Raw genomic sequence first — 12,125 nt, forward strand, 5'->3', positions numbered from 1 at the left:
GCGAGCGATATCGTTCGGTTTTCCCGAACATTTAGACTGGCCGGTGCGATGAGACGCAAACCCTCCTCCCCTCTCCCCCAGCGCAACGGCCTGGACGCGGCGCGGTTGAAGCTGCCGCCGGAAGGTCCGTGGCTGTCCCTGCGCGAGCACCTCGTGGAACGCCTGCCGCGGGTGGCGGTCGAGCGCATCGACGAGATGCTGGCCGAGGAACGGATCTGGAGCGTCTCCGGGCCGCTGGGCGTCGACGCGCCGTTCGTGCCCGACTCCTACATCTGGTTCCACCGCGACCTGCCCGTCGAGGTGCCGGTGCCGTTCGAGGTCGGCGTCGTCCACCAGGACGACGACATAGTGGTGGCGGACAAGCCGCACTTCCTCGCGACGATCCCGCGCGGCCAGCACATCATGCAGACCGCGCTGGTGAAGCTCCGCGACTCGCTGGGGCTGCCGGAACTCTCGCCCGCGCACCGGCTGGACCGCGTCACGGCCGGGCTCGTGCTGTTCGTGGTGCGCCGCGAACTGCGCGGCAAGTACCAGACGATGTTCCGCGATCGGGTGGTGCGCAAGGAATACGAGGCGATCGCCCCGTACGACCCGGCGTTGGAGCTGCCCCGCGTGGTGCGCTCACGGATCATCAAGGAACGCGGCATCATCACCGCGTTCGAGGAGGACGGCGTACCGAACGCCGAAACGCACGTGTCCCTTGTGGAGCATCGCGGTCCACTCGGCCGCTACCACCTCAAGCCGGTGACCGGCCGCACCCACCAGCTGCGGCTGCACATGTCCGGGCTCGGACTGCCGATCGTGAACGACGACTTCTACCCGGTGCTGCAGGAGCGTCCGCTGGACGACTTCTCGGCGCCGCTCCAACTCCTCGCCCGCACGTTGTCCTTTGTGGACCCCGTGTCGGGCGTCGACCGCTCGTTCACCTCGGGGCTGAAGCTGTCCGCCTGGTCATGAGACGTGGGTGCGGAGGGTTCCGATCGGCTGCGGCTCCCAGACCTGGCCCATCCGGTCGAGCAACCGCTGAGCGAGCGCGCTCATCTCCGGGTGGGTCTCGGTGAACGTCGCCACGACCCGTGCCCGGAACATCAGCCGGCCGCGCGCCGTCGTGCTGTACCAGAACCAGTCCTCGTCGACGACCTTGGCGAGGTGGTCGGTGCCGTCCCGCTCGGCGCGTTGCACCAGCGCGTCGCCGTTCACGAGCCACCGCACGCACGCGTCCTCGAGCCCCGCGGTGAACCCGCGTTCCTCGAAGTAGGCCTGCTCGGCGGCCTCCCGCAGCTCCCGGGGCATCTCGGTGACGGTCGCACAGGTCGGGAAGCCGATGCGCAGGTAGACGACCTCGGTCAGCCCGTCGCCCAGTGCCGCCCCTTCGAGGTCGACGAACCTCGCCCCCTGCGGCGTGTACATGTCGTTGCCGGGGCACGGGTCGCCGTGCACCAGGTCGAACTTCCCGGAGTCCTCGAACACCAGCTCGTTCTCGGCGCCCCCGATCTCGACCTCCATCGCCCGCACGAACCGCAGGAACGGGGCGGGGTCCGGGACCGCCTGGCGCGGCAGCAGCCCGGCGTGCTCCGGCCCGGTGGCCATGTGGAGGCGGGCGAGGCCGCGGGCGTAGGCGATCACCCAGTCCTCCCCGAACGGGTCGGAGCGCAGCCGTTCGAGCACCACTGTCCGCTTCTCGTGGTCGACGTCGAGGACACGCGGCACCACGCCGGTGTGCTCGGCGAGCTTCAGGGCGGTGACCTCGCGGTCGAACGCCACCTGGTCGCCGACCACCTGCTTGATGATCCGGTCACCGTCCGCCCAGACGCGGGACCGGACACCGCTCGCGAGTCGCTGCACGGAAACCACTATTCCACACCCATAAAGAATATGTCACGCAACAATCTTCCATTCGGCGCAATGCTGTAACAAGGGAAGATATCCGGCCGAATTCACCGTCGTGCAGAACCATGGGGCGGGAGCGAAGCCGGGGCGGTTGCCTTCGCTGACCGGCATGAGATTCATCGCCGCGTTCGTCGTGTTCGGATTCCACATCAACTCGGCAGGGTTGTGGCCGTATCTGGACATCGGATTCCGGCAGGGTGCGACCGGGGTCAGTTTCTTCTTCATCCTGTCCGGATTCGTGCTCACGTGGTCTGCCAGGCCGGGCGCCTCAGCTCCCACTGTCTGGCGGCGCCGGGCGGCGAAGATCTTCCCCAACCACGTCGCGACGTGGCTCGTCGTGCTGGTCGCGGCCGCCGCGGTGACCCCGGCGACAGCGCTCGTGAACCTGTCGCTGATCCAGGCGTGGTTCCCCAGTGAGAGCGTCTACTTCAGCCTGAACACGCCCGCGTGGTCATTGTCGTGCGAAATGGCGTTCTACCTCGCTTTCCCGTTGCTCATCAAGTGGCAGATGCGCAGACCGTGGTTGATCGCATCGGCAACAGCGATCGCGATTATGACCGTTCCTGCAATTGCCCTAACCATGCCTGGTCCGATCGAGTACTGGTTCGTTTTCGTCTTCCCGCCGGTGCGCGCTTTGGAGTTCGTGCTCGGCATGGCGATGGCGCGGGTCGTGCAGCAGGGGAAGTGGATCGGCCTCGGGCTGTGGCCCGCGAGCGCGTTGTTCGTCGCCGCGTACGTCGGGTCGGGCTATCTGCCGGCCTCGTTCCCGTACGTCGCGGGCACGGTCGTCCCGCTGGCGCTGCTGATCCCGGCCGCGGCGGTCGCCGACCTCACCGGCAGGTCCTCGCCGTGGCGCTCGAAACCGATGGTGTGGCTGGGGACCGTGTCGTTCGCGTTCTACATGGTCCACCAGATCGTCATCCGGGTGAGCGAGAAGCTCTTCGACGTGCACGCGTTCCCGCTGCTCGCGGCACTGGGGATGTTCGTGGTGTCGATGCTCGGGGCGTGGTTGCTGTACCGGCTGGTCGAGGTGCCCGCGGAACGGTTCCTCAAGGGGGCACCTCGACCAGCACTGGTCACGCCAGCGTCAGCGCGTACAGCTCCACCCGCGGATCGTCGGGCAGCGTGACCGAACGGACCGTCTTCGCGGCGTCCAGCCTCAGCGACTGACCGAACAACCGGACGGGCGGCCCGTCGACGCCCTGGCCCGCCTTGATGCGGTGCGGCATCTCCAGCACGGTCGGGCCGCCGCCCGCCCAGTCCGCCACCGAGGCCACGACCTCGGCCGAGGTGCCGTCGGTGTACCAGACGGTGAAGGCGGTCGACACCGGTCCGTTGTGCGACGAGCCCACGACGTGCAGCCACGAGAACTGGCCGGCGGGCAGCAGGAGCCCCTGCCCGTGTGCCTCCACGAAGTTCGGCTTCGTGCCGGTGGGGTCAGGCGCCTGGTAGGTGATGCCGCCCCACGTGACGGGCCCGGCCGGGGGCAGCAGAGCCGCGTCGTAGCTCCAGCCGCCACCGTCGAAGTCGCCGGACGCCGAGTCGGCGACCGTCGCCGTGCCGTCGTGGTTGAGCTCCGGCGTCACGTCGACCGAACACGTCGAGAACGCGCACAGCGCGGCCGGTTTGACCTCGACGACGGCCTTCAGCGCCACGGACTCCACCTGCACCGAGACCTCGTACGAGCCCGGCGCCACCCCGGCGGGCACCGTGAGCGTCAACGGCACCGTCTTCTGCGTCGGCAGGTGCCGCGACACGATCACGAACGGCTTGGCGCCGCTCACCTTCCAGCCGGCGGGCGCGGTCGCGACCGGCCGCACGCTCGTGGCGCCCGGCGACTGGGCCAGCACGTCGAGCTGCACCGTCAGCGACTGCGCGGAGTCCGAGGTCGGCAACACGATCTCGGAGTTCCGCAACGACGCGGACAGCGCACGACGCGAGTCCTCGTTGCCGTCGTTGAGCGAAGGCGGCTCGTCACCCCGCGCGGTTCCCCACGAGGAGGGCTTGGACGACACCTGGTGAGCGAGCTTTCCACCACGCTGCAACGAGGACCAGGAGAGCCAGGTCTTGCGGACGTCACGCCCACCGAACGACACGCTCTTGACGTACCGGTTGGTGTCCGAGACCCCTGGCGCCGTCACGGTCAGCGTCCCGCCCTGCGAGCCGTGCTGTCCGATTCGGACGGTCGCGGACTCGAACTGCGGCGAGGACAACGCGAGGAAGTCCGCGCCGTTGAAGGTCGGGTAGATGCCCAGCGACGAGAAGACGTACCAGGCCGACATCGTGCCCAGGTCGTCGTTGCCCGTCATGCCGTCCGGGCCGGTGGTGAACAACGTCATCGCCGCCCGCACGACCGTCGCGGTCTTCGACGGCGTGCCCGACCACAGGTACATGTACGGCGCGAGCAGGTCAGGTTCGTTGTTCGGGTTGTAGGTGGGCTTGCCGTAGTAGTCGTACGGCTCGGTGATCCAGTCGTGCCGTGCGGTGCCGGCCGGGTCGGCGAGCAGCTTCTCGTAGGCGAAGAACGAGTCGAGCCGCTTCTCGGTCTCCTTGCGGCCGCCCATCAACGACACCAGTCCGGCCGGATCCTGCGGCACGAGCCACTGGTACTGGTAGGCGCCGCCCTCGTGGAACTGGTGCGAGGCGTCGACCGGGTTGTACGGCGTCAGCCAGGTGCCCGCGGCGGTGCGCGGCCGGAACTGGCCGATCGACGAGTCCCACAGGTTGCGGTACCACTGGCCGCGATCGGCGAACAGGCGCGCGTCCGCCTTCTTGCCCAGCCCCTTGGCCATCAACGCCAGCGACGCGTCGGCCGCCGAGTACTCCAGGGTCGCGGAGGCCGGGTGCACGCAGTCGTTGTCGCCGCCCTTGTGCGCGCAGTCCTTGCCCAGTTCCAGGCCGGACGGGATGTATCCGCGGTCGTTGTAGAAGGTGACGCCGGACCGGCCGTTGTACGGCGAGTCAGCGGGAGGCAACGACGTCGCGTTGGCGCGCAACAGCTTGTACGTCTCCTCCTCGTAGCCCTTGAGCAGTCCCTTCGACCAGGCCTCGACGAGGAACGGCGTCACCGGGTCACCGGTCATGATGTTGGTCTCGGACGACGCCAAAGCCCAGCGCGGCAACCATCCGCCGTCCCGTCCACTGGCCACGACGGACAGTGCGACGTCACGGGCGACCTTCGGTTCCAGGATCTGCAACAGCTGATTCTGTGGTCTGTACGTGTCCCACAACGAGAAGTTCTGGTACGGCGTGTAGCCCGACGCGGTGCGCACCTTGCCGTCGAAGCCCATGTACTTGCCGTCGACGTCACCGGCGAGGTTCGGGTGCAGCACCGAGTGGTAGAGCGCGGTGTAGAACGCGACCTGTCGATCCCGCGTGCCGCCGGAGATCCGCACGGCGTCCAGCTGCTTCTTCCAGACGTCCTTGGCCGCCGTGACAGCGCCGTCGAAGTCGTAGGAAGGAGCCTCCGCCGCGAGGTTCTTCCGCGCGCCCTCGATGCCGGTGTACGACAGGCCGAGCTTCAGCACGACGTCCCGGTCGGCGGTGGCGTCGAACGTGGCCCAGGCGCCGTTCCCGCCGGTGCCGGCCGCGTCCCGGACGCCCGCCGTGGGAACGCTCCCCCGCCACGCCCCGAAGGACGCGAACGGGCGGTCGAACGTGGCCGTGAAGTACACGGTGTGCTCGTCCTTGCCCGCGCAGAACCGGCCGTTGCGCACCCGGCCCTCGATGGTTCTGTCACCAACGACGTGGATTTCGGAGTCCAGCACCGTCTGGTTGGAGCGTCCGGTGTTGAACAGGACGTTCGCCGCGCCGGAGGACGGGAACGTGTAGCGCTGCCAGCCGGTCCGCTGCGTGGCCGTGAGCTCGGCGTTCACGCCGTACCGGGACAGCCCGACGCGGTAGTGACCAGGCTGCGCGGCTTCGTCCGAATGGCTGAACTCGGACTTGTAAGCGTTGCTGTCAACGTTGTCAACGGACCCGACTGTCGGCATGACCGGCAGCTCGCCCATGACGCCGCAGCCCACACCCGACAGGTGCGTCTGCGAGAAGCCGTAGATGGAGGTGGCCTTGTAGTCGTACCCGCCCTGACCTCCCGTGTCAGGGCTGACCTGCACCATCCCGAACGGCACCGAGGCGCCGGGGAAGGTGTTGCCGAAGTTCTGCGTGCCCACGAAGGGGTTGACCAACGACGAAGGTTCCTCGTCCGCCTGTGCCGCTTGAGCAGGGACTGTTAACCCCAGTAACAGCCCGACTACAACCAGTGTCCGCATGGGAGGCAGTATTGTCCGATCGTCGCCGCCCCGACACCCATCGGAGGTCGGCGATGCGCGCTTTGGCCGCAGTGTTGCTGCTTCTTGTCGCGTTTTGTCAACCGGCGCAGGCCGCGCCCACTCTCGACACGGTCACCACAGCGAGCGTTTACGGGTGCCTGCGCACCAACGGCGCCGGCGTGTACGACGCGACGGTGAACAAGACGTTCGTGACGTACTCGGGGACCAGGCACGACGTCTACGTCAAGGCGTTCGACCACGCCGCGAACACGTGGTCGTCCGCCGTCAAGGTCGCCACGCTGAACCTGACGCACGACAACGCCTATCACGACTACCCGGTGCTCACGCAGCTCGGCGACGGCAGGCTCGCGATCTTCCGGGCCACGCACACGACGTCGATGCAGCTCTACATCGCGCCCGCGCCGCGGTCGATCACCGGCACGTGGACCGCGCGGACGATCAGCACGGACAAGAACACCTATCCCGAGCCGATCGTCACCGGGAACACGATCCACCTGTTCTACAGCCACAACACGGACCTGTCGTACCCGTACCGCACGTACAAGGTGATCAAGTCGACGGACAACGGCAGGACGTGGTCCGCACCTCGCACGATCATCGACTCGGGACGCACGGCCGACAGGTACGCCGAGGTGTACGCGTTCGGCGTGACGCACCGCAACGGCCGCGTCTACCTGACCTGGTCGCTGCACGGCGGACCCAAGGGCCACAACGGCGGCGGCAAGAACATCTACGTCGCCTACCTCGACACGGCGTCCGGGAACCTGTTCACCGTCGGCGGCGCGTCGCTCGGCACGGTGATCGACTCCTCGGACACCGACAAGGCCAGGGTCGTCACGACGAACCCCACCGATCTCCCGGCGGGCAAGGACCTTCCGGAGGAGAACCCGGTGACGGTGCCGTTGAACGACGGCTCGCTCGTGCTGGGTTACGGCGTGCACACCGGCACCAGCGCCAAGATCGTGCTATCGCGTTTCGCCGGTGGCACCTGGACCTCCACGACGGCCGACACCTCGACGTCGTTGTTCAAGGACCTCGCCGCGACCGGCAACGGCGTCGACTTCTCCTACGCCAGCGCGGATCGCAAGCGGTTGCTGGTGAAGTCGTGGACGCCGGGCGGGTCCGTGACGGCGAAGCACGACCTGGCGGTGCCGTACTCGGCCGGTGCCGACACGACGTTCTACGCGAACTTCGTGGAGAACCGGCCGAGCGACCTGGTGGCCAGCACCATCGACCACGAGACCCGCAAGACCAACCACACGGGTACGTGGCCGGTGTTCTCGATCAGGGGCTAGTTAGCAGCGCTTGCTGGAGAACGCGGTGAAGTTGTCGTCCTGCTGGACGCTGATCATGCCGTAGGCGGCAGTGCACTGGGACAGGGTGGAGGCCGGCTTGCCCCACAGCTCGACGGGGGCGAACTGGCTGCTGTTGCCGCCCTTGTAGGAGTTCGGCGTGCTGTCGCCGGAGCTGCTGTAGACGGCGATCGCGGTCTGCGTGCCCCAGTAACGACCGGTGGCGCGGAAGCTTTCCCAGACGTAGACGTAGGAGTAGTTCGACCCGCACCCGGCGAACTGCTTCACGGACGCGATGTTGTTGCCACGCCACTTGACGTACCCGGTCGACCCGATCTGCGCGGCGCTGGCGCAGCCGGGCGGCGTCTCCGCGTTGGCGACAGCGGGAGACACGAAACCGAGCAGCACGAACGCGGCGGCGATGATTGCCCTCTTCATGCGGGTGATCATCGCCGTTCGCGCTGACAACTCACTGACACCCGAGTAAGCAGGAGGCATGCCCGTACAGCTCAACCACACCATCGTCCACGTCAGCGACCAGAACCACTCCGCCCGCTTCCTCACCGAACTGCTCGGCCTGCCCGACCCGGTGCGCTACGGCCCGTTCCTCGTCGTCGAGGTCGCGAACGGCGTCTCGCTCGACTACATGACGGCCCGCGGTCCGATCACCGAGCAGCACTACGCGTTCCTCGTGACCGAAGAGGAGTTCGACCAGATCTTCGGCCGCATCCAGGAACGCGGCCTCGACTACTGGGCCGACCCGTTCCACTCCCAGGCCCAGCAGATCAACCGCAACGACGGCGGCCGCGGCGTCTACTGGAACGACCCGGACGGTCACGCGCTGGAGATCATCACCCGGCCCTACGGCTCCGGCAGCTGACGAACCGGTTCACGTATCTAAAAGGTATAGACCACCTCTTGTGCTCGGAGTTCTTGCCTGCCACCGTGAGAGCGGTAACACACCGTGGGCGCGCAGATGCTCCGAGGAGTTGGTCCCCATGTTCCGGACACGCGCCGCCGCCCTGATCGTCGCGCTGATCGGCGTCTTCACGCTCGTTCAGCCGGCGACGGCAGCGCCGTTCATCGTCACCGAAGCGCAGTTCAACCGCATGTTCCCGTCCCCGCCCCGCAACGCCTTCTACACCTACAGCGGCCTGAAGAGCGCGATGGCCACGTTCGGTTCGTTCGCGAACCAGGGCAGTGACACGGTGAAGAAGCAGGAGCTTGCGGCATTCCTGGCCAACGTCTCGCACGAGACCGGCGGTCTCCGCTACATCCGCGAGATCGACCAGAGCGGAGACTACTGCGACGAGACGCGGCCCTACGGCTGCCCTTCGCCCCAGAAGTACTACGGCCGCGGCCCGATCCAGCTGTCGTGGAACTTCAACTACAAGGCGGCCGGCGACTACCTCGGCGTCAACCTGCTGAACAACCCCGAACTGGTGGCCACGAACGCGACCATCTCGTGGCGGACCGCGATCTGGTACTGGATGACGCAGAACGGGCCCGGCACCATGATCCCGCACAACGCGATGGTCAACTCGCGCGGCTTCGGCCAGACGATCCGCAGCATCAACGGATCCCTGGAGTGCGACGGCCGCAACCCCGGCACGGTGGAGAGCCGCGTCTCGAAGTACCGCTCCTTCACCGGCATCATCGGTGTCGCACAGGGATCGAACCTCTACTGCTAGTGACAAAACAGGTCTAGACCCTTGACTGGTCTGGACCATTGATGCCAATCTCAGCGCTGTTCACATACCTGATCCTCCGGGCGCAAGACTCCAGGAGTGAGTGACCTTGCTGAGAAAACGAATTCTGGCGTCTCTCGCGGCGGTGGTGATGGCGGCGACCGTGGCCGTCATCGCACCGACCGCGTCATCACAGGCCGAAGTGTCCGCACAGGCCTGCTCGTTCACCAACTGGACAGCGGGCACGTGGTACCCCGTCGGTTCGATCGTGAAGTACACCAACGGTCAGTACTACCGCGCCAAGAACGAGAACCCGGGCTACGACCCGATCATCTCGACCTGGTTCTGGGAGCCGACGAGTTGCGACGGCGGCGGCACCCCCGGCGGCGGCACCTGCGCCGGCGCCCCGAACTGGGCGGCGGGCACGTGGTACCCCGCCGGCTCGATCGTGAAGTACACCAACGGTCAGTACTACCGCGCCAAGAACGAGAACCCGGGCTACGACCCGATCATCTCCACTTGGTACTGGGAACCGCACAGCTGTGACGGCGGCGGGGGCGACCCCGGCGGCTTCATCATCTCCGAGTCCCAGTTCGACCAGATGTTCCCGCGGTCGTCCCGCAACAGCTTCTACACCTTCCAGGGCTTCGTCGACGCCGCGCGCATGCACCCCGCGTTCGCCGGAACCGGCAGCGACACGGTGAAGAAGCAGGAGATCGCGGCGTTCCTCGCGAACGCGTCGCACGAGACCGGTGGCCTCGTCTACATCGAAGAGATCAACAAGAACAACGACCTCTGCGATGAGAGCCGGCCCTACGGCTGCCCGGCCGGTACCTACGCCTACTACGGCCGCGGTCCGATCCAGCTGTCGTGGAACTTCAACTACAAGGCCGCCGGTGACTACCTCGGCATCTCCGACCTGCTCGACAAGCCGCAGCAGGTGGCGACGAACTCCACGACCGCGTGGAGGACGGCGATCTGGTACTGGATGACCCAGAACGGACCCGGCAGCATGACCGCGCACAACGCGATGGTCAACAGCGCCGGTTTCGGCCAGACCATCCGCAGCATCAACGGTTCCCTGGAGTGCGACGGCCGCAACCCGGCGCAGGTCCAGAGCCGCGTCTCGAAGTACCAGCAGTTCACCGGCATCATCGGTGTGGCGCAGGGCGGCAACCTCTACTGCTAGTGGTCGCCCTGACTAGGACTTGAGTGGTCCTAGTTCGGTCGTAGCTTCAATTCATGACCATGGAGCTCAACGACCTGTTGCACGAGCTGAACGATCAGCGCAGGACCTTCCGCGTCACCGTGCGGGGTCTCACCGCCGAAGAAGCGGTGAAGCGCACGACCGTCAGCGAGCTCACACTGGGTGGGTTGCTCAAGCACCTCACCTTGTGTGAGCGCAGCTGGACCCACATCCTGACCGAACAGCCCGGCACCCCGCCCGGCATGCTCGACTGGGACCAGTACACCTGGACCGGCGACGACTTCGACGCGTTGCTGAAGTCCTACGACGAAGCGGTGCGCACGACCGATGAGGCCGTGCGCACCGCTTCGCTCGACAAGCTGGTGCCGCTGCCGTCCGCGCCCTGGGACCAGAACCCTCAGCCCATGTCGATCCGGCGGATCGTGCTGCACCTGATCCGGGAGACCGCGCAGCACGCGGGCCACGCGGACATCATCCGCGAGACGCTGGACGGTCAGTCGACCACGGCGTTCCTGTACGAGTAGCCGTCAGGCCGCCAACTGCTCCTTCACCTGCGCCAGCGACGGGTTCGTGAGCGCCGCGCCGTTCGGGAAGTGGACGGTCGGCACCGTGCGGTTGCCGCCGTTCACCTCCATCACGAAGTCGGCCGCGCCCGGCGTCTCCTCGATGTTGATCTCGACGTACTCGATGCCTTCGCGGTCGAGCGAGCTCTTCAGGATCCGGCAGTAGCCGCACCACGAGGTCGAGTAGACGGTCAGCTGGTCGGGAGCCATCAGGCGCACTCCTCGTCGAGGTTGGACATCGTCATCAGTGTCAACGTCCGGCGAGGACCACTTCTTCCCGGGGTACCGCTGTGCCCCGCGCCACTCGGACGGCGCAGCCGCCGGCGATCGTCAGACAATCGTCAGGTCAATTCCCTGCACGGTGAGTGAACATAGTTCGCGCACGGCCGAATATTTCGGGCGTGCAATTCGTCGTGAATTCGCTCGGACATTGCCGATCAATTCAGTCACCCATTCGGCGGCCCGTCACCACGCAGAGTTTCCGATATCGTCTGAATTCCGCCGCCGCTACCGCAGTCATGTTTGGAAAGGCTGACCATGCTGAAATCGGTGGCGGCTGCTGCCCTCGCGCTGTCCGCGGTCCTGACCGCGCCTGCCGCGAACGCAGCACCCGATGTTCCTGATTTCGTGATGATCGACGTCGTCACGGTGAACGGTTCCGGCTGCCCTGCCGGCACCGCGGCCGTCGCGGCCGCGGACGACCGCACGGCGTTCACGGTCACATACAGCCAGTACCTAGCCCAGGCCGGACAGGGCTCGGGCCCCACCGACTTCCGCAAGAACTGCCAGCTCAACATCAGAGTGAGCTACCCGCAGGGCTTCACGTTCGGCATCGCCCAGGCCGACTACCGCGGATTCGCCAACCTGCAGCAGGGCGCCACGGGTATGGAGAAGGGGAACTACTACTTCCAGGGCATGTCGCAGACCGCGAGCCGCACCCACACGTTCACCGGCCCGAAGAGCGACAACTGGCAGGCCACCGACCGCGCGACGGTGTCGGAAATCATCTACGCGCCGTGCGGGGAAGTCCGCCACCTGAACATCAACACCGAACTGCGCGTGAACGCGGGAACCGCGTCGAAGGCCAACAGCTTCATGACGATGGATTCCACGGACAGCAGTGTGAGCACGAAGTACCAGTTCTCCTGGAAGCGTTGCTGATCCAGGCACCGATTGCCGCCGCCCGTTCATTT

12 protein-coding genes are annotated in these 12,125 nt (G+C 66.6%); 8 read left to right on the plus strand and 4 right to left on the minus strand.

Going from position 1 to position 12,125, the window contains the following annotated elements; translation table 11 throughout:
- Nucleotides 1–48 precede the first annotated feature (48 nt).
- Nucleotides 49–957 (plus strand): RluA family pseudouridine synthase, encoded by a 909-nt coding sequence (locus OG205_RS19035; RefSeq protein WP_330277573.1) that lies wholly within the window; start codon nucleotides 49–51, stop codon nucleotides 955–957.
- On the opposite strand, the gene OG205_RS19040 is transcribed toward OG205_RS19035, so the two are convergent.
- The gene (locus tag OG205_RS19040; RefSeq protein ID WP_330277574.1) at nucleotides 952–1,845 is read right to left on the minus strand and encodes a phosphotransferase; all 894 of its coding nucleotides are present in this window, start codon (nucleotides 1,843–1,845) and stop codon (nucleotides 952–954) included. The two genes, OG205_RS19035 and OG205_RS19040, sit on opposite strands and share 6 nt — an antisense overlap.
- Before the next feature lie 154 nt (nucleotides 1,846–1,999).
- On the opposite strand from OG205_RS19040, the gene OG205_RS19045 reads away from it, so the two are divergent.
- The gene (locus OG205_RS19045) at nucleotides 2,000–3,019 is read left to right on the plus strand and encodes an acyltransferase family protein (protein ID WP_330277575.1); all 1,020 of its coding nucleotides are present in this window, start codon (nucleotides 2,000–2,002) and stop codon (nucleotides 3,017–3,019) included.
- Here the strand turns inward: OG205_RS19045 and OG205_RS19050 are convergent.
- Complete coding sequence (locus OG205_RS19050) at nucleotides 2,967–6,161, minus strand: GH92 family glycosyl hydrolase (protein WP_330277576.1); 3,195 nt, start codon at nucleotides 6,159–6,161, stop codon at nucleotides 2,967–2,969. The genes OG205_RS19045 and OG205_RS19050 overlap by 53 nt on opposite strands.
- Nucleotides 6,162–6,214: 53 nt before the next feature.
- On the opposite strand from OG205_RS19050, the gene OG205_RS19055 reads away from it, so the two are divergent.
- The gene (locus tag OG205_RS19055) at nucleotides 6,215–7,477 is read left to right on the plus strand and encodes a BNR-4 repeat-containing protein (protein WP_330277577.1); all 1,263 of its coding nucleotides are present in this window, start codon (nucleotides 6,215–6,217) and stop codon (nucleotides 7,475–7,477) included.
- On the opposite strand, the gene OG205_RS19060 is transcribed toward OG205_RS19055, so the two are convergent.
- Nucleotides 7,478–7,912: a hypothetical protein gene (locus OG205_RS19060; protein ID WP_330277578.1), complete on the minus strand. Its 435-nt coding sequence runs from the start codon at nucleotides 7,910–7,912 to the stop codon at nucleotides 7,478–7,480.
- Between the two features lie 58 nt (nucleotides 7,913–7,970).
- Between OG205_RS19060 and OG205_RS19065 the strand changes: the two genes are divergently transcribed.
- The 4 genes from OG205_RS19065 to OG205_RS19080 all read left to right on the plus strand — a co-directional run bounded on the left by OG205_RS19065 (nucleotide 7,971) and on the right by OG205_RS19080 (nucleotide 10,893).
- Entirely contained in the window at nucleotides 7,971–8,354 is a 384-nt protein-coding gene (locus OG205_RS19065) for a VOC family protein (protein WP_330277579.1), read from the plus strand.
- Nucleotides 8,355–8,472: 118 nt separating this feature from the next.
- A complete protein-coding gene (locus OG205_RS19070; protein WP_330277580.1) occupies nucleotides 8,473–9,165 on the plus strand; it encodes a chitinase in 693 nt (230 codons plus the stop codon).
- A gap of 106 nt (nucleotides 9,166–9,271) precedes the next feature.
- Nucleotides 9,272–10,351 (plus strand): chitinase, encoded by a 1,080-nt coding sequence (locus OG205_RS19075; protein WP_330278190.1) that lies wholly within the window; start codon nucleotides 9,272–9,274, stop codon nucleotides 10,349–10,351.
- 53 nt (nucleotides 10,352–10,404) lie between these two features.
- Entirely contained in the window at nucleotides 10,405–10,893 is a 489-nt protein-coding gene (locus OG205_RS19080; RefSeq protein WP_330277581.1) for a DinB family protein, read from the plus strand.
- 3 nt (nucleotides 10,894–10,896) lie between these two features.
- Here the strand turns inward: OG205_RS19080 and OG205_RS19085 are convergent, their stop codons facing one another.
- Complete coding sequence (locus OG205_RS19085; protein ID WP_090069138.1) at nucleotides 10,897–11,142, minus strand: mycoredoxin; 246 nt, start codon at nucleotides 11,140–11,142, stop codon at nucleotides 10,897–10,899.
- 327 nt (nucleotides 11,143–11,469) lie between these two features.
- Here OG205_RS19085 and OG205_RS19090 point away from each other — a divergent pair, with 327 nt between their 5' ends.
- Nucleotides 11,470–12,093, plus strand: coding sequence for a DUF4360 domain-containing protein (locus tag OG205_RS19090; protein WP_330277582.1), 624 nt, complete (start codon nucleotides 11,470–11,472; stop codon nucleotides 12,091–12,093).
- Nucleotides 12,094–12,125: the final 32 nt, after the last annotated feature.

Source organism: Lentzea sp. NBC_00516 (genome assembly GCF_036346835.1).
GTDB lineage: Bacteria > Actinomycetota > Actinomycetes > Mycobacteriales > Pseudonocardiaceae > Lentzea > Lentzea sokolovensis.